Source organism: Pseudoalteromonas sp. 2CM39R (assembly GCF_023161845.1).
In genome coordinates, this window is the sequence record NZ_JALNTM010000001.1 from 415,112 (window position 1) to 432,684 (window position 17,573).

Sequence of the window (17,573 nt, forward strand, 5' to 3'; positions counted from 1 at the left end):
TGTTGAGTTAAAAGTATAAAACTATAGGGAAAATATGTAGCCGTAGTTTTACATAGTGTCAAACAGGCATTTATTTACTATAGGTTTTTTATTCACAAAGAGAAGAGAATGAGAAAACAATGAGGTATAAAAGCTTACTTCTCTAAAGCGCAGCGTCTGTTATCCTCTTTGTAAGTATTTGTTTTTCTTTGTGCAGCGCACAGTGTCTTTTAATCTCTTTGTGAGTACTATTTCTTCTATATAGTGCCTAATTACTTACGCTGGAGTATAAAAAAATTCCCCGCCAAAAATACTTAAAATCAGTTTGATATCTTTTTAGTACCCAGCTTTAATGATATTTTAGCGCCAAGCAATCTTGCCAATATAAAGGAAGTAATATGGCATCCAAAACCGTCGAATACTACAACCAAAATGCGCAAGCATTTGTCGATGCCACACTCGATGTAGACCTCAATGAACTTTATGACGAGTTCTTACCGCTGATCCCAAAAAAAGGCGCTTTACTCGATGCCGGTTGTGGCTCTGGCCGCGACGCTTTCATCTTTAAAGAGCGTGGTTATAGCGTAGATGCATTCGATATCAGCCCAGCTATGGCAAAGCTGGCGTCAGAATACTTAAACCAAGACGTAGCTGTAAGCAGCTTTCTAGAGCTAAACGACGTTGCCAAATACGACGGCATTTGGTGCTGCGCAAGCCTTATTCACGTAGCAAAAAACGACTTAACAGAAGCATTCAATAACCTTGCCCGAGCATTAAAGCCACAAGGCATCGTGTATGTATCGTTTAAATACGGCGACGGCGAGCGCGAACACAACGGTCGCGAATTTACCGACCTAAACGAACAAGCCCTTGAGAGCATTATTAAAGGCACCGACCTATTTATCCTCAAGTCGTGGCAAAGCGCCGACCAACGCCCAGAACGCGCCACAGAAACATGGCTAAACGCCATTTTGCATAGAAGAACGATATAGTCGTTTGGCTGCGTTTTCGAAGTTCAAATAACAAAAAAGGTCGGCAATTGCCGACCTTTTAGCTTTAGTAATTAAACTCTTTTGCATCAAATTCACTTCTGCGTTCTTGCAGCGTTAATTGATGCTTTCTTGAATTCCATTTATTGTTTCTTGGGTTTGAGCTAAGTGCCGAAGTAATAGACTTTGCAGTGTTAGCATAAAAACCAATTTTGCTTTCAAGTGCACAACGCCAATCGTTTCTGCTGTGACCAAAGTAAGAGTGGTTTACAACTTTACTCTTTAACCTAGCGTAATGATGACGCCTTAATGAGCGCGATTTTTTCATATTCTATCCCCACTTTGGAAGTGGCTACTGCTTCCAGTAACCGCCTAATCGGGAGATGAAATTCAATATTAGGTAATTGCATAGAGCTTGATATCCTTAAAAGCTCAATAACACGTGGTTATTTTTAAAAATTGTTCAAGTTTTTGATAGTTCTTTAGTCTGATAAAACAAAACTTGAAAACTGATTGTATCCCATTGCAGTGCATTTCCGCACTAAAATCCTCTTCAATAAATTAGAGTTATTATTTCATTCATCGAAAAAACCTATATTTTTCATGGTTATTCATCTTACCTTGAGCCATAAAGTTCAGGTTTACACTATATAACCTTTTAAAGTTTTAGCATAAAAAGTGTCTGTGACCTAGGCTCGCTTGTGATAACCTTAAAACACTAAATATTAGGGACTTGTTTATGATATATCTTGACTCAGCAGCATCTTATCCAATATTACCTGAAGTACAATCAACATTGATGGACGCATTTGAGAGTTGTTATGCAAACTCTGCATCTAGTCATATTTTAGGTGAGTCTGCGTTAGATAAGATCAATGAGGTAAGAGAGCTATTAGCTGATGAAATAGGGGCTTTTCCAAGTGAAATAGTTTTCACCAGTGGCGCAACAGAATCAAACAATATAGCTTTTAAAAGTATATTGCTTGGTGATGAAGACCTAAAAACTAAAAAACACATTGTGATTTCATCAATTGAGCACAAATGCATTTTTGCAATCTGCGACTACTTTCAAAAACTAGGTTATGAGATTTCACTTGTAAAACCAGATATTAATGGGGTGATTACAGCTGAAAGTGTTAGAGCAGCAATAAAAGAAGACACAGCTCTTGTCTCTATAATGCATGTGAATAATGAACTTGGCACAATTAATCCTATTGCAGAAATTGGTGAGCTTTGCTTTTCAAAAGGTATCATCTTTCACTCAGATGCAGCTCAAAGTTTCTGCAAAACAGATATTGACGTTGATGAGATGAATATTGATGTAATGTCATTTTCTGCACATAAGGTTGGTGGACCTAAAGGGATTGGTGCTGTTTATATTCGTGACCTCAGAAAACGTAATCTTCTACCTGTTATACATGGCGCAGGTCAAGAGGATGGGTTAAGAGGTGGAACTGTTGCAGCGCCATTAATTATTGGTTTTGGTAAAGCAATCGAAGTATTTCCACAAACGTACAGCGATTTTGGAAATGACGCACCAAAATCTTACTTCTTAAAAAAACTAGAAGAGCATGAAATCGAATATCTCATAAACGGGCAAGGTAATATTTTACCTCACATACTTTCATTATCTCTTCCGAAAACTAATGTAGGTGTACTGGTTCGTGATAATGAGAATTCTGTTTGTCTTGCTCAAGGATCCGCATGTTCTTCAAAAGAGATAGAAGCTTCACACGTTTTAACCGCATTAGGGTTAACTCGAGAGCAAGCTGAGCATACTTTTAGAATTAGCTTTACCCATGAAATCAAAAAAGCTGATATTAATTTCTTAGTCACAGCGATAAAAAAAGCGGCTTATTGAGCCGCTTCCTTTATTTATAACAAGTTACACAGGCACCACCGCCTTCGGCTTCGTCATAAATATCATCAAGTTCATTAAACTCACAATAACCTTCAAAATCACCTAGCAGAGCATTTCGGCGTTTCTTTTTGTTGAAACGAGCTACTTTTTTCTCATGATTTTCGATAATACGCTTTTGAACAGCGGGATCTTCTAGAGTCTCTAAAGGCTGGCCTTGACCCATCCAATAAAAGCGTTCCCCAACAGTCGTATTTTCATCATCACCTTTTTCAAATGCTTTTGCTTCTTCAAAAAGGTCAGGGTGCTTTTCCATTAGCTTAACCCATTCAATTTTCCTTTGATAAAAACAAAAAGTACATCCTGAGCGAGAGCGCCACTTGTAATATTCAGGTAGTTCTAAACCATTACGTTGTAATATATTTTCGATATCACTACGAACAATGCCATGCTCTCTAAATGGGAATACTGACTCGATAGGCTTCTCTATAGTCATGTAACCCGTACGTTCAGGTTCATCAGCACGAATACCCACATAATTCTTTATTTTGTATCCATCTTTGATGAAACCATCTAACCATTGTTCAAATGGTTTTAGTTTCATTTGGACGGTACACCAGCGGTCTCTTTGTGAAGGTAAGTAGTTACCATGCTCTTTTAATAAGTGGGCAAAATCTTTTTCACCACGTCCTTCAATATTATTTAATGAACGAGCATTTAACCTATGTATATAACCTAACTTCTCTTCTAGTTGGTCTATAAATTCATTGGTTTCAGGCAATTCATACCCTGTATCTGTAAAAAAGTATTCTACATCTAATTCAGGGTATGTTTCCTTTACAAACAGCGCCAAAGCACTGCTATCTTTGCCGCCAGAAAGCCCTAGTACGTGTTTAACTTTTTCAGTCATCAGCTACCTCTGACTCACTCTGTTCCATCAAGTTAGTTAACAAACTCGTTAATGCTGCAAGCTGTTTCTCTTTCGACATATTAGCAATTGTAGTTTGAATATTATCAACAGCAGCAGTTACGTCTTTATCTTGATCTAAATTGTACTTAATAAATCCACCAAATTCTTGATGATTACCTTCACTATCGGTGGTAATAAATGCTAATGGCTTAGAATTTCCTTGAGTTTGAATATTTCCAAATGACTCAATTCTTCTAAACTGAACACATAAATTTTGTAATTCATCAAGGCCATTACGTAAATGCTTATCGGTCCAATTTCGTTCTGGTGTACCTGTGGCTAAATTAATAATAAATTCAAATTTTGTTTTACCATCAATGTGCTGTGAAATACGCTTTGCAAGCTCTTTTACATTTGGTCGCTTAGCAATCTTTTCAACAAAATCACAACGCTCTTTTAGGATTTGATTAAAATCTTCACCTAACATTTGAACTATTATTTGCTTAAAACCACTTAGCAAAATATCGTGCTGAGCACTTAAATCTTCAATAGCAGTTTTTAAATAATTTCCAAGTTTGTCTTCAAGTGCAGGGTCATCTTTCTTAAACCCAAATACAGCAGGTAGATCATCTAAAATTAATTTGTAAGGATCGTTTGCTGCAATAACTTTATTTCTAAAGTCACGAGCTTGCTTTGTTAAACCATTGCCTTTATCACCAGTAAAACTTTCGCCACTAGTCTTTTTAACCCATGTAGGCAGCTTATGAACTATCCCCACAATATGTTTAGCAATGTTTAAAATAGCAGCGTCATTTTTAGCTTCACCTAGAGTCGCCTGAGCTAAATTGTCTAGTAAGTGACTTTGTATTTCAGATATCTCGAAATAACGAACCCCAGCTTCATTTGGATGTTTGTATATTTTGTTTACTAGCTCTTCATCAAGTTCAGGAATAAAAATGAACTGGTTAGTCGAATCCCAATCGTAAAAAGCAACTTGCCCTTCGAGAGACTTTAACAAAGCTAAACCATAAATACGGCATAAACCTGCAGTTAAACCAAAAGGAGGACGCATCCAAAAATCATAGAGTTCAGCTAATGTTACTTGTTTGTTCTTTGAGTTTTCTTTTATAAAGCTAAAGCCACTTTTAAATAACTCATACATCTCAGGGTTGGCTTTTTGAGAGTCTTTACTCCATTCAGCTGGAAATAAAAAGCCTTCTGATGTTTCACAGTGCCAACCTTTACTTTTTAGACAAGAAAGATAAAGGCCTTTTTCAGGTGGAAATGCCTTTTCATCAAAACCTAGATCTTTTTCATCGCCTTGTTCAAACATGGCGTTCATTAACTTACGAATAGCGCTATTCGCACTACCCGAGGGCTTAGAGCGGTTAACTAATTCGTTTATAACGACAGGTGACTTGTTAAACAAATCATTTGCAATTTTTGAAGCGATAGATGTTAAAGGTGCTGCTTGTAATTTTTTACCACAATGAAACCAGTCAGCATTTTTATAAACATATTGCAGCTCATGATCTACGTTTGCTTGTGCAAACTTAATTCTGTTCTCAAGTTCGTTCTTAGCTATAAGGTCATGAGATATTTTCTTTTCATCTTTGAGTATTTGTTTTAAAGCAATTAATTCAATAGCTGCATTTTTTAAATTTGAAAAGTCTTTAAACTTACCAACAATACTAAAAGGCATTGTCTTCTCATGCGCTTTAAGTTCTTTAGCAATATCGTCATTCACACATAAAATAAACGTAGCAAAAGCTTCCCCCGTTTTTGGAGGGGTCACAAATGGTTTAATAAGAGCAACGTCGTATTTGTTTATAAGCTTGGTTGTTGCCCAGCGCATAGTTCCTGTTTTGTGGTAATGAGCTGTTGCTAAAATGTTCTGTGGTATATCACATATTTCTGTCCAATCAACACCATAGCTTATTGCTTCAATACGTTCGTGAATTAAATTATTTATGTCAATATCACTACCTTGAAACACAAATAAAGCATCATGTTTTTGTCGGTAAATTATAACCGTCCAGGTTTCTAAATCACTCAAAGCTTGCATTATTTCGTCAGCTTCATAACCGCGGCTAACAAAATATTTTTTTATAAACTCGTGTTTGGCGTGTAACTGGTGATGAAAACCAAAAATAGTAAGTAAAGCAATTAGTTTAGTAATAGCAGTGTGTAATTCACCGCCTTTTTGTTCGGCTCTATAAATTGCGTCACAGCCTTCTAGCCACGCTTTGCTATCTTGAGAAGTAACAATTAAATGATGTAAGTTATGATGCAAATAGTCCCAATACATTTCAGGACGATATAAGCTTAACTCTTCATTAAGCTCACTATATTCAGATTCTAAAAATTCTCTGAAACCATATTTTTCGTGTGATGCTAAAAAGCCAAATAAACTTCGTTCATTTTGTGAAAAGCGACGACGAGATACAGGGCCTAGTAATAAGCTAACAATAGGATCTAAAGGTAGTGTGTTGCTTAAAGCATCAACATTTTTGTTTTGATTCGTGAATACAGAGCTTACTATATCAACTAAACTTTCATATTTAGATTCGAGAGCATTAACAACTTTAGGTGCTCTAAAAATTGAGTCACCAACAAGCACTAATGATTCATCAATAGAAGGATTAAAACTTAAATCTCTGTAACGGCCTTGAACTTTGCTCCACTCTTGCTGTGTTTTTACATCTTTATTTTTAGCGTAATCAGAGAATGCTTGGTGTAAAAAGCCAACCAGTAATACAGGACGCTTAGCTTGTTGAACAATATCAGCAAGTGACTGAAATAAGTGCAAGTCTTTATTTGCACGTGATTGATAATCTAGAGCTTTACCCATTTCATCGAGTAAAATTAACACGCCGTCTTCGCTTTCTGTTTGTTTTTGTAGAAGTGACTTTATCTGTGCTAAGCATTGGTCATCATCAAGAGCTTGTATATCTTGTACATCAAATTCAACGTTAAACGCTTTCAATAAGCTTATTAAAATACTATTTGCTGGTGCCTCTAGGCCACAAACATGCTTAATGGTCTTCCAGCCATTAGTAATTTTAAACCTATCATCAAATTCAGTTATAACTTTTTGAGAACTATTTAATTTGTCTAGTGCGTAATTCCTTTGTTCTGAATCGACCGACAATAAGCATGATAAAAACAAAGCTACAGTTGATTTACCTGAACCATATGGGCCGGTAATTGTATACGCTCTTTGCGTACTACCTTCGAACTCACGGCTAATAGTATCGAGTACATTTATTGCTGTACCATGAACAATAAAGTCGTCTATAAAAGGTTTTAAATTACCACTATCAACATCAATGCGAGTGGAACTTTTATATCGTTGGTTAATTGCAATAAGAGATTCAGACATTGTATTTGCCGTAATATTCATTTAAGTAATTAATAGTATTATTCTTTTCTGATTCAGAGATGTTTACTTGTCTAAGTCCTAAAGAGTCTACCCATGAAATGTTTTTATTAGTGTATTCTTGCGCTTCATCGAGTTTTTGCCCTAAACCTGATTCTGATAACCTGAATATTCGTCCAGGCGAACACGGTTTAGTCAGTAACGAATCAAAATCGATAGTGCTCACTTTAGATTCAGTTGTTTCTACTTTAAAAAACTCCAGCAGGGCATAAACAAATATTTCAATAGGTAGTTCAGGCCTTTCAGTTAAGTTACTAACATAAAAAGAGCGGCCGTTATCCTGTACTAAATTAAGTTCAGCCAGAGGAGAGGTGAAATGATCTTCATCGACTTTTTTCGTTGTTGTTTTAACTTTTTTGCTATACATATTTAAAAAACAATCCATGTCTTTTTTGATAGTTGTAACGTTACCAATTTCGCTTTTGACTAAGCGCTTAGCATCTTCATAACAGTCATCTATCAGTTTTGATTTTTCAAAATGCTGAACATTAGAGTAATTAAAAAAGTAGCGATAAGCTGTTAAGTGTTCGTCATTAAAGTTTAACCAAAAGTGCAGTAGCCATATAGAGCCAGGCAACTCTAAATAAGGGTCTTTACCGCCCTTATCAAATAGGTAAAGGCCTTTACTTTCAGTTACATTATGAAGGGTTTTATTATTTTTTCTAATGCTTTCTATAATGCCGCTCGACTCAGCCCAATACTGAATCGCTTTAACCATATTCTTACCAACACCAAGCTCAACAATAGAATGACGAATACTTTCTTCGTCGGAACTTGAGAAATTACCATTTGAATTCAAATGATTAACTGCTTTGAATAACCATCCATAGCGCAGAGGGAAGGTGTCGTGCCCTGTAAATTTCGCTTTCATGCTAATTTAAAACCTTTGATTGGAGAAAATGTCCAAGAGCAATGTTAACTTTATTTTTTTGACAGCGAAAGAACTTTATCTCAAAGCATGTTTTTTTATACAGTGCTTTTGGTTGATCTGCAACATATTGTTAGGCTAATACTTTTGCTATAGTTTTTGGCGAGTATGAATACGAGCTTAATCGTGTTAATTTATCACATACTTTTAAATCTTAAGGAGAAGATGTGTTTCAAAAGTGTCTTAGTAGTTTGAGTATCAATGCTTTAAAACTTCTCGCTGGTAAAGATGCGCTGTCATTTTTCGAGAGTACATTAAGCATAGACAAATCGTATTACGATGAAAATAACCAGCAGAAGTTATTAGTTCAAGCAATAGTTAACTCAAACCCTGCCCGTATGATCCTAGATAAAACTAGTCGTGAGTACTTCATAGATAGACTAAGTAAAGAAAGCCTAAGAGAGTTAATTTTTAGAATTAATGGCTTTGATGTGGAAGAAATTGATGCCAGTTATTATGTTAGCATTAAAGAATTTTGCAATTCACAATTAGGGTTAGCTGCTTTCCTTAAATCTTTAGATTTAAATGTAATTGATTTTAGTAAAAAGAATGAAGAATATAAGGCCTTTTGTTCTGTTAAGCCAGAGTATGGTTTATACCCTTATCAAGTAGAGATATCTGATAAAGTATTTAGCTCTATAGAGTTTGGCAATAATAATAAAGCAATAATTCATTTGCCCACTGGTGCGGGTAAAACAAGGACTGCAATGCATATCGCATCTCGTCATTTAATGACAAAAAAGGATGCTTTAGTTCTTTGGCTGGCTAATTCAGAGATCCTTTGCGAGCAAGCTTCGGAAGAGTTTAACAAAGCATGGAGAAAGTTAGGAAACAGAGAAGTTATCCAAGGTCGATATTATGGTAATAACCAATTCTCTCTTGAAAGTATAAAAAGTGGCTTTGTGGTAGGTGGCTTACAAAAGCTTATTTCCTATTACAATTCAATGTTACCACATCAAACTGCTTCGTTTGATACTAAAGTTACTTTAGTAATTTTCGATGAGGCCCATAGGGCATTAGCCTCAACATACAAAGAAATCTTAAATCGTTTTTTAGAATACTCACCGCAAGCAAAGTTAGTCGGCTTAACTGCTACGCCAGGAAGAGTTTATAGAGATGATAAACCAGAGCTTGACCCTGAAAACAAAGCTCTAGCTGAGTTGTTTGGTAATAATAAAATTACTATGGATGTTGCTCCTTATCAACCTATGGAGTTCTTAATCAAAGAAAACTACCTCGCAGATCCTAAATTCATAGAGTTGAATTATGATGATATTGATTTATACGAAAACTCTAATGAAATAAATATTAGTGAGACTGAGTTATTGAAAAAGCTTAGTAACTCAACTAACCGTAACTCTGTAATCTTGAAAACAGCTATTCATGAAGTTAAAAATAATAAATCTAAACTTATTATATTCGCTTGTGATATTGAACATGCTAGAAACCTTGCGTTTTCTTTGTGCTGTATGGGAGTTAAAGCTGAATCTGTTGATAGCAAAAGTACTTCTTCTGAAGAGAAGTCTCAAATTATAGATAATTATAAAAATGGCGATTTAGATGTTTTAGTGAATTGTGAAATGTTAACTACAGGCTTTGATGCACCAGAAACTAATGTTGCTATAATCGCTCGCCCAACAAATTCCTTGGTTTTATATCTACAGATGATAGGTCGCGCATTACGAGGAAATCCAGATTTAACACCTAAATCAGCTCGAATCTATACAGTCTTAGATGAGATATCAGAATTTAATAACGTTAATTTAGCTTTTAAACATTGGAATGAAATGTGGACAGAGCTTGAAAATGAAAAGAATTAAAGGATTAAACAATGTCTTTAGTAAACCCTAAACAATATATTATTTCGGCACGCTCAAATGGATATAAAGATACTGCCTACGCTATTGCTGAGTTAGCTGATAACTCTATACAGGCAGGTGCAGATAAAGTTGAAATATTAATCTTTGAAAATAAAAAGAGAACTATCGAAGAAATAGCGATAGTTGATAATGGTATAGGAATGTCTAAAAGCCTATTAGCATCAGCATTAGGCTTTGGAGAGTCAGGAAGAGATAAAGATAAAGATGGAAACCTATTAAACGATGATACTAAAGGTATGGGTAAGTTCGGTATGGGCTTACCAAATGCATCTGTTTCCCAATGTAAGAGAATACAAGTCTGGAGCTGGAAAAATAAACAAGAAATTTATTATACATATCTAGATGTTCAAGAAATTATCGATGGTGATTATAGTGAATTACCTGAACCAACGTTAGCTCAAATGCCCGAAAAGTATTTAGATTCAATGTTTGACGGCAAAATGCCTGATTCTGGCACGTTTGTGTTATGGTCCAACCTAGATAAATTGAAATGGAAACGCTCTGCTACTTTATTTGCAAAATCTCAATATGAGATCGGTAGAATGTATCGCAGATTCATTTCGAAAGGTCAATGCTCGGTTCAATTTAAAGTATTTGATACTTTTGGTGGTAATAAAATGCAGGCTTTAGAACGTGAGACTAAAACTGGCTTCATTAAAGCAAATGATCCTCTGTATTTAACTGCTGACTCAGCTTTGCCTGAATTACCAGGATTGCACCCTGATGAAGCTCCTACCTTTTTTGAACAACTAGAATCTTTCCCTTTCGATGTAGAGTTTCAAGGAGCTCAGCATACTATACACTTAAAGAGTTCAGTTGCTCGACCTGAGATGATTACAAGAATTCTAAATTTAGGTAGTGAAAATCAAGCAGGTAAAACTGAGTATGGTAAAGACTGTTTGAGAAATTTTGGAATATCGGTCATGCGAGCAGACCGTGAAATAGAACTTATAACTAATGAGTTCTTTCTAAAAGATGACCCGTATAAAGCGCGATTTATGGGGGTTGAAATTGATATCCCACCTTCTCTTGATGAGGTGTTAGGTGTCACAAATAATAAGCAACATGCTCATAATCTAAAAGAGCTTGATGCTGATAAAATGGATTTTGACGAAAAAGAGCCAATTGAAAAAGATGATCTAATAATAAAATATTTGAGGGATAATGGAGATGAAGAAAGAGCCGTTCTCTTTGAAATATCTACCAAATTAAAGAAAGTCGTCTCTAATGCTCGTAAAAAAGCTAAGCTTTTACCAACGACTAAAGTGGGAGCTGTAACTTCTGAATTAGATGAAGATGATAAAGTAAGTATTCTAGTAAACACAGTAATGAATAAGCGTGATGAAATAAATCCTGGTAACACGCTTTCTGCAGACCCAGACTATAAAAAGTTAGAGAAAAAGTTAGTCGATGATTTTGGCTATGATGAAGCGAATGCAAAGCTGACCACAAAAAAAATGGAAGATTTACAATCTAGAATAAGTGTTCAGTACAGTAAGACTTCTAATCAATCCTTTTTCGAAGTAGAAAATCTACAAGGTATTGCTGTACTCATAATCAACCCTGAGCATGAGTTATACATCAAGTTTTTAAGTCAAATGTCAGATAAAGACAAGATGATATTCAAGGTATTACTTGGTGCTTGGGCATTGATGGAAGATTCAACAACTAATGAAAATAAACGTCGGCAACTAGAAAGAGCTCGCAATGATTGGGGTGAAGTTATTGAAGAGATGTTCGAAGAATTAGACCTTTAATATCGTTGAGGCTAACAGTAATTAACTGTTAGCCAAAGATAGAGTGTGGAATATGAAAACACTATTTGATGCCGCTGGCTATTTTTTAAAAAGAAACAAAGTAGTTGATAACTCGAAAGGTGAGTTAAAAATTGAAAAACCGCAAGGCTTAGTTTTCCCTGATGATGCTAATTTAACTATAAGGGTTGCTAATATTAAGTCACCTGATGCTTTTGATTTTAGTTTTTTTAATAATAATTTATTAATAGAAATAAACTCGACTCACCCACTTTATGAGTTGATCTACATCCGCTTATCTGATGAGCAAAAAGCTCTATTTGATTTTTTTATTTCTAGCATCTGTCAAATGAGTATTGATACAACTAATAGTAAAGTTCAGCAACTGGATCGGAAGTTTTGTAGACGATGGGGCGAGTATTTGGAAGAGAAATTGATGAGTATGCACTTTGAGTAATTTATTTTCAGGGGATAAATTAAAATCAGACTTGGAACTAGTTCTGCCTTCTTGTAAAAAAGTAGTTGTTGTATCTGCATTTATTTCTAAAGTTGGTTTTGAATGGTTAAATAATTTAGTAGTGACTAACCAACCCTCAGCAATCTTAGTTGGTAGATTAACCCCAAGTGACTTTTTAACTGGTGCAAGCGATCTAGAGACTATAAAGACTGCTCTGAGTGAAGGTTACACTGTCAAAGCCCTATCAAATTTACATGCGAAAATTTACCAAATAGATGATGATTTAATTTTTAATGGCAGTGCTAATCTGACAGGTAAAGGTCTATCAATCGTTTCAGAAAGTAATTATGAAGCATGTACTAAAGTGGTCGGGTGTATCGAGTCTAATCGTTTTATTGAAAATATAGTAAGTGCTGCTGTCCCTATTACATCTTTAGCCTTAGAACGAATGGAACTTTTTCTTGATAGATTTGAAGGCTTAGATATGGTCGGTGTACCAGCCACCTGGCCTTTAGATATACTATCTCAACCGAGCAGTTTATTTGTATCAGATTTCCCGTTGACCCAACCTGGGTATAAAGCATATGAATATGAATTAAATCCTTCACTTCCATTCGCCCAAATTGAAAATGCTAAAGAAGATTTCGCTTTAGCAAGTAGCCTATTTAAGCAAACGAAAGCATATAGATGGATAAAAGCCCTAGTTAATGAAAATGAATCAGAACGTGATTTAGGTTTTGGGAAAATATCAAGTTTATTACACGATGAGCTTGCAGATGATCCAGCTCCGTATCGCCAAGAAATAAAAAACCTACAGGCTAACTTATATTCCTATCTCAAACTTTATGCGAGTGATGAGATCGTGGTTTATGTGCCAGGTAGAAGAAGTGAAGTTTTGAGAGTTTTATAATTTTAAATTAGTAAAGGAAGAATATGGCCAGCCAGTTAGATAAAGTTTTTACAGCTGATCCAAAAAGTGTATTCGAATTATTTCTGTCAAAAGGAACGGTAGGATTTTATATACCAGCATATCAGAGGGAGTACTCATGGGATGAAAACAACATAGCTAGACTATTTGAAGATATTTGTGGCGGTGTATGTTCTTTGTATGAGCATGAAGATGCTATTACTTTTATTGGCACTATAATTTCGATTTTGGATACAGACCATAAAACTATAAAACCGTATATACACGGTGAGTTACCATCAGAAGTTATGTCTGTTATTGACGGTCAGCAAAGACTCACAACCCTTTCTTTACTTGCTACATGTTTTTACCAAAAGCTTGTTGAATTGCAGTATGAAATAAGTTCAGCTTCCAAGGAGCTTAATTCTTGGATACAAAATACTGTAAATCCAGTCTTAAATCGCTTAAGGCAAGTTTTGGAAATTGATCGCTTCTCTAGTGATGAAAAGTATCGTTATTACCCTAAAGTAACTAGATCTTATGCAGATCAATGGTCAACAGACTCTGAGACAGCACAATATGATTCTCCAATTGCCAGTTATTTATTTGGTTTTCTAACTTATATCCACTCAGAACAGCAGCTCAAACCGAAGGAAGTTTTTATTTATGAATTATCAAAAAATATTTCAGATGAGAATTTACCTAAACATGAAAGAATTATTGATAATGTTAAATCACTAAGTAAAAAAATAGATTTGATAATAAATAAAGGAGGCGATGACACCTATCGTTTTCCTCCAATAGATGACATTCTTTCTAATGATGAAATACAAATTCGCCTTTTAGATAAAATAATACCAAAAAACTTAATAGTATCACTTGAAGATATTGCTGAGGGTGAAATAAGCAAGTTTCATAAGATCATTCGTTTATTTATTTTAGTTAATTTTTTCCTAGATAGAGTTGCTGTTACAAGTGTGGTTGCTACCAACGAAACTTATGCTTTTGATATGTTTGAGGCTTTAAATACTACAGGCGAGCCACTAACTGCATTTGAAACATTTAAGCCCAAAGTTATTGACTTAGTCGGAGTTAAAGCTTATGAAAGTTCGCAAGAAAGAGCTTTCATTAATTATATTGATGAAACTTTAGATAAATATAAAAAAGCAGAAGACAAGCAGAATGCAACAACTAGACTGCTGAAACCATTTAGGCTAGCTTTAGAAGGTGATTCTCTATCTAAGCACTTGTCAGATCAACGACGATTTCTAAACAAAGCTTTTGATAGTCTAGATTGTGTCATGAGCAAACAATACTTTGTAAAAAGTATGTATGAAACCTCTATTTTTTTAAAGCAATGTTGGCCAGAAAAAAAACAAGATTCTCCTAATTTAGAGTGTTTCAATGGGTTTAAAAGTAAAGCTTTAGAGCTATGTTTAGCGATGTTGCGAGATGCTAACCACAGTATCACTTTAGGAATTTTTGTAAGGTATTTTTCCGAGTATAATTCCTCAAATAAGACAGAGGAAGACTTCAATAAATTTGTCAGTGTTGTTCAGGCTGTAACTGCATTTTTTGTTCTATGGAGATCTACAAGGCACGGTACAGATGGTATTGATAATGCTTATAGAGACTTGATGAAAAATGGTCATACCCAGGATGGGACTTTGATATGTAAACCCATATGTTTTTCGATGAATAGAGGTATTGTTGAATTACCAAGTGTAAAAGATTTACAACAAGCTTTATATTTTAAGCTCAATGATAAATTTAAGGTACCTATTTGCCGAGATACTTATATTTCTAGAGCGAAAAACATTCAAACGTTTAAAAATAATAAAGCTTTGACACGTTTTATGCTTCTTATTGCGAGTGATGATGTTGTATGTTCAAGTAAACATAATGGACTTGTTGAAAAGGGAGTTTCAGGTTCGGCTCCTAATTTTAACTTAGAAAAATGGGAATATTTTAAAACAATAGAGCATATATATCCTCAGTCAAAGCCGAAAGGTTGGGCTGATTGCTTATCAGAGATTAGTAGTGAGCATGTTATTGGTAATCTTCTTTTACTTCCTCAGTATATAAATAGCTCATTAGGAAACAGAACATGGGAAGAGAAAAAGTTAATTTTGACACTTTTGTGCTGTAAAACTGAGGAGAAAAGGAATGAACTAATAGATTTAGCGAAAGCTAAGTCGATAGAATTATCCTTTTCTACAGAATCTATTGCGATAGGTTCAAAATATATGTCACATGTGGAAGCTGCCTCTAAAGCTGATGATTGGACTAACGACTTTGTTAACAAAAGATCTGAGAATATTTATGGATTAGTTTGGGATAATGTGATTCAGTGGCTAAAGTAATTAGCTAGGTTGTAATTTAATTAGTTTATATTTATTAATTTTTACATTTCTTTCATGCAAGAAAGCTTCAAGTTGAAGCCTAGATATATTCAGCCCATCTACTTTTGTTAAATCTAGCATAAGGCGTTTATTAAACGCCTTTTGTTTTTTATAATCGTCAAAAGTATCATCAATATAGTCAATTTTATTGAGAAGCAGCGGGCGCTTTTCTTTAATGACATAATCAAAGAAATCTACATCTTGCTCTGCCATTTTTATTTTTACGCGCTCTTTAAGCTGGGGCAGAGGCGAGTCATAAAACCCTTCATAACCGAGCAGTGTCACCTTACCTGAATGCATATGAATTTTTATAAGTTGTATGTCATCAAGCTCACCGTACATTTGTAAGGCTGCGCCAACGTAGATACGTAATACAAGCGGTAATAAATCAATAAAGTCTTTGTGAAAGGTTAGTGCGTGAGGTTCGTCATTCTCAAAGTCAATTTTGCTTGCTGGTAATAGTTTATTGGCTTCGATACAAAGCTCTTGAATTAATTCACTATCAGAAATTTGAAACAAAAGTTCGGTAGCTTGAGTTTGAGCAATTTTGTAAGTGTCAAAAAAAGCTTTTATGTCTCGCTTTAAATCTTCTGGCTGTTGGGTGTAAGGTTTCCTTTTTTCAAACATTGCTAAAGCAAAATAAAGTAACAAGTCTTCTTTACGCATTGTTTCAGCAGTTTTAAGCTCTTCTTTATCAAACCATTTTAAAGCTAATTGTAATGCTTTTTTATTTGAGCCTATTACTTCCTTTAACTTATCACTTTTATCAAATTCATCATTTGCTGGGCAGCGCCCTAAAGTTAAGCAAGTTAGCCAAAATGACTCAAAGAGTGAGTGGTGTTGTGTAAACAAGATACGTGCTTGGTCTTCATTTACAGGCTCTGGTGCTGTTAAGTGTTGCCACTTATATGTACGCTTGTGTCGATTTTGTAAAAACTGCTGTTCAAGCTTTTTATCTTTGAATATGTAATAAATACCCGGTGAAACAGCTATAGCATTTTCGTCTACGCTCATCTCTATAAAGGCTTTTAGCTCAGCTTGAGTATAATATTTTTGAAACGTATTTCGGCTCGTAATAATGCCATCTTTGTATGGCTGAAATTGACTGATTAGTGATTCATTTCCCAGCATTGCTGACACAACCAAAAGCTTATCGGTAAGCTCCCAAGCACCTATTAATGCCTCGATTCTTTCATCTCTATCTTCAATAACGTTAATAACGAAGCCGATGTTAACAATGTCAGAATTGACTTTGTCTGCATCAGGGCGGTAATTAGGATCCCAACCTAACGCATCTAAACCATGTGCTTCGAGTTCTCTGAGGTCATCACCACGCCCACACCCGTAATCAAATACAGAAAGCTCACCAGCTAAAAAACCATGCTTTGCTAATGTCTTTAGAGGAGCTGATAGTTCATGTCTAACTATTGCAGTTAAATGTCTGTCGATAGATTTATCTTCGTCAGTTTTTGCAACTGCTGAGAGTCTAAAAAGCCTACCATCGACTAGCTCATAGCCTTTTTTGGCAATTAGCCTTTCCCATGAGCTTTTGAAACCAATCATTCGGCTGTTTTCATAAAGTCCCGCTTGTTCCCCCTCAGCTGTGATATCACAGAATAAAGTGTAGTGATTATTATCTGGTGGGATCATGGTTTCTTTTCTATGAAGAATAGGCGGGTTGTCTGTGTTTTCGTAGCTTGTAACTTTATGAGTTAGCTTAGCAAGGTCTACCGTTACACTTTGATTCAGTTGTGGATACGATTCAGTATAAAAATCAGGGTAACTTAAAAGGGATAGTCTAAAATCATTTTTAAAAAGCTTTACTAAGTCGTAATCAGCTTCAGCAATCTTTAAAGCTTGGGCAACAATCTTTATGAACTTTACGATTTCTTGAGGTGCGTGTTCGAATGCATCTTTATGAAAATATATTGCATCTGGCAGTTTTTTGGCGACTTTAACTTTTTTAACTAACTCTTTAAATTGCTCTGAATTCATATCGCTTCTGCTTTTTTAAGGGCTTTTCTCTAATTGCCTTTTAAAAGGTTAGGTATTAGAGTGAAAATTTGGAGT

Annotated in this window: 12 protein-coding genes; 7 read left to right on the forward strand and 5 right to left on the reverse strand. The window is 35.1% G+C overall.

All coding sequences use genetic code 11. The annotated features are described in order from the left end of the window. Nucleotides 1-377 precede the first annotated feature (377 nt). Nucleotides 378-971: a bifunctional 2-polyprenyl-6-hydroxyphenol methylase/3-demethylubiquinol 3-O-methyltransferase UbiG gene (locus MTF66_RS01870; protein WP_063703960.1), complete on the forward strand. Its 594-nt coding sequence runs from the start codon at nucleotides 378-380 to the stop codon at nucleotides 969-971. Nucleotides 972-1,035: 64 nt separating this feature from the next. Here MTF66_RS01870 and MTF66_RS01875 read toward each other — a convergent pair whose 3' ends face one another. After that, nucleotides 1,036-1,296, reverse strand: a complete 261-nt coding sequence (locus MTF66_RS01875) for a hypothetical protein (protein ID WP_248526147.1) — start codon at nucleotides 1,294-1,296, stop codon at nucleotides 1,036-1,038. A 411-nt stretch (nucleotides 1,297-1,707) separates the two neighbouring features. Here MTF66_RS01875 and MTF66_RS01880 point away from each other — a divergent pair, with 411 nt between their 5' ends. Then, nucleotides 1,708-2,829 (forward strand): cysteine desulfurase family protein, encoded by a 1,122-nt coding sequence (locus tag MTF66_RS01880; RefSeq protein ID WP_248526148.1) that lies wholly within the window; start codon nucleotides 1,708-1,710, stop codon nucleotides 2,827-2,829. A gap of 10 nt (nucleotides 2,830-2,839) precedes the next feature. On the opposite strand, the gene MTF66_RS01885 is transcribed toward MTF66_RS01880, so the two are convergent. From MTF66_RS01885 to MTF66_RS01895, 3 genes are read right to left on the reverse strand one after another with little or no spacing between them, the layout of a single operon-like run. Further along, nucleotides 2,840-3,736 carry a phosphoadenosine phosphosulfate reductase family protein gene (locus MTF66_RS01885; protein WP_175078180.1) on the reverse strand — a complete coding sequence of 299 codons (897 nt, stop codon included), beginning with the start codon at nucleotides 3,734-3,736 and terminating at the stop codon, nucleotides 2,840-2,842. Then, nucleotides 3,729-7,118 (reverse strand): hypothetical protein, encoded by a 3,390-nt coding sequence (locus tag MTF66_RS01890; RefSeq protein WP_248526149.1) that lies wholly within the window; start codon nucleotides 7,116-7,118, stop codon nucleotides 3,729-3,731. Before MTF66_RS01890 ends, MTF66_RS01885 begins: the two co-directional genes overlap by 8 nt. After that, nucleotides 7,111-8,046 (reverse strand): DUF4007 family protein, encoded by a 936-nt coding sequence (locus MTF66_RS01895; RefSeq protein WP_248526150.1) that lies wholly within the window; start codon nucleotides 8,044-8,046, stop codon nucleotides 7,111-7,113. The genes MTF66_RS01890 and MTF66_RS01895 overlap by 8 nt, the downstream gene beginning before the upstream one ends. A 224-nt stretch (nucleotides 8,047-8,270) precedes the next feature. On the opposite strand from MTF66_RS01895, the gene MTF66_RS01900 reads away from it, so the two are divergent. From MTF66_RS01900 to MTF66_RS01920, 5 genes are read left to right on the forward strand one after another with little or no spacing between them, the layout of a single operon-like run. Beyond that, on the forward strand, nucleotides 8,271-9,923 hold the full coding sequence (locus tag MTF66_RS01900; RefSeq protein WP_248526151.1) for a DEAD/DEAH box helicase: 1,653 nt from the start codon (nucleotides 8,271-8,273) through the stop codon (nucleotides 9,921-9,923). A gap of 11 nt (nucleotides 9,924-9,934) precedes the next feature. After that, nucleotides 9,935-11,740 carry an ATP-binding protein gene (locus MTF66_RS01905; protein WP_248526152.1) on the forward strand — a complete coding sequence of 602 codons (1,806 nt, stop codon included), beginning with the start codon at nucleotides 9,935-9,937 and terminating at the stop codon, nucleotides 11,738-11,740. 52 nt (nucleotides 11,741-11,792) lie between these two features. Further along, a complete protein-coding gene (locus MTF66_RS01910; protein ID WP_248526153.1) occupies nucleotides 11,793-12,194 on the forward strand; it encodes a hypothetical protein in 402 nt (133 codons plus the stop codon). Then, nucleotides 12,187-13,104, forward strand: a complete 918-nt coding sequence (locus MTF66_RS01915) for a phospholipase D-like domain-containing protein (RefSeq protein WP_248526154.1) — start codon at nucleotides 12,187-12,189, stop codon at nucleotides 13,102-13,104. The genes MTF66_RS01910 and MTF66_RS01915 overlap by 8 nt, the downstream gene beginning before the upstream one ends. Nucleotides 13,105-13,127: 23 nt before the next feature. Next, nucleotides 13,128-15,464 (forward strand): DUF262 domain-containing HNH endonuclease family protein, encoded by a 2,337-nt coding sequence (locus MTF66_RS01920; protein WP_248526155.1) that lies wholly within the window; start codon nucleotides 13,128-13,130, stop codon nucleotides 15,462-15,464. On the opposite strand, the gene MTF66_RS01925 is transcribed toward MTF66_RS01920, so the two are convergent. Beyond that, a complete protein-coding gene (locus MTF66_RS01925; protein ID WP_248526156.1) occupies nucleotides 15,465-17,498 on the reverse strand; it encodes a DNA phosphorothioation-associated putative methyltransferase in 2,034 nt (677 codons plus the stop codon). Between the last annotated feature and the right edge of the window lie 75 nt (nucleotides 17,499-17,573).

Bases quoted from the DNA above. Each gene is read 5' to 3' on its own strand.
- MTF66_RS01920 (WP_248526155.1), top strand. From the start codon at position 13,128: ATGGCCAGCCAGTTAGATAAAGTTTTTACAGCTGATCCAAAAAGTGTA.
- MTF66_RS01905 (WP_248526152.1), top strand. From the start codon at position 9,935: ATGTCTTTAGTAAACCCTAAACAATATATTATTTCGGCACGCTCAAAT.
- MTF66_RS01880 (WP_248526148.1), top strand. From the start codon at position 1,708: ATGATATATCTTGACTCAGCAGCATCTTATCCAATATTACCTGAAGTA.
- MTF66_RS01890 (WP_248526149.1), bottom strand. From the start codon at position 7,118: ATGTCTGAATCTCTTATTGCAATTAACCAACGATATAAAAGTTCCACT.
- MTF66_RS01910 (WP_248526153.1), top strand. From the start codon at position 11,793: ATGAAAACACTATTTGATGCCGCTGGCTATTTTTTAAAAAGAAACAAA.
- MTF66_RS01895 (WP_248526150.1), bottom strand. From the start codon at position 8,046: ATGAAAGCGAAATTTACAGGGCACGACACCTTCCCTCTGCGCTATGGA.
- MTF66_RS01875 (WP_248526147.1), bottom strand. From the start codon at position 1,296: ATGAAAAAATCGCGCTCATTAAGGCGTCATCATTACGCTAGGTTAAAG.
- MTF66_RS01925 (WP_248526156.1), bottom strand. From the start codon at position 17,498: ATGAATTCAGAGCAATTTAAAGAGTTAGTTAAAAAAGTTAAAGTCGCC.
- MTF66_RS01870 (WP_063703960.1), top strand. From the start codon at position 378: ATGGCATCCAAAACCGTCGAATACTACAACCAAAATGCGCAAGCATTT.
- MTF66_RS01885 (WP_175078180.1), bottom strand. From the start codon at position 3,736: ATGACTGAAAAAGTTAAACACGTACTAGGGCTTTCTGGCGGCAAAGAT.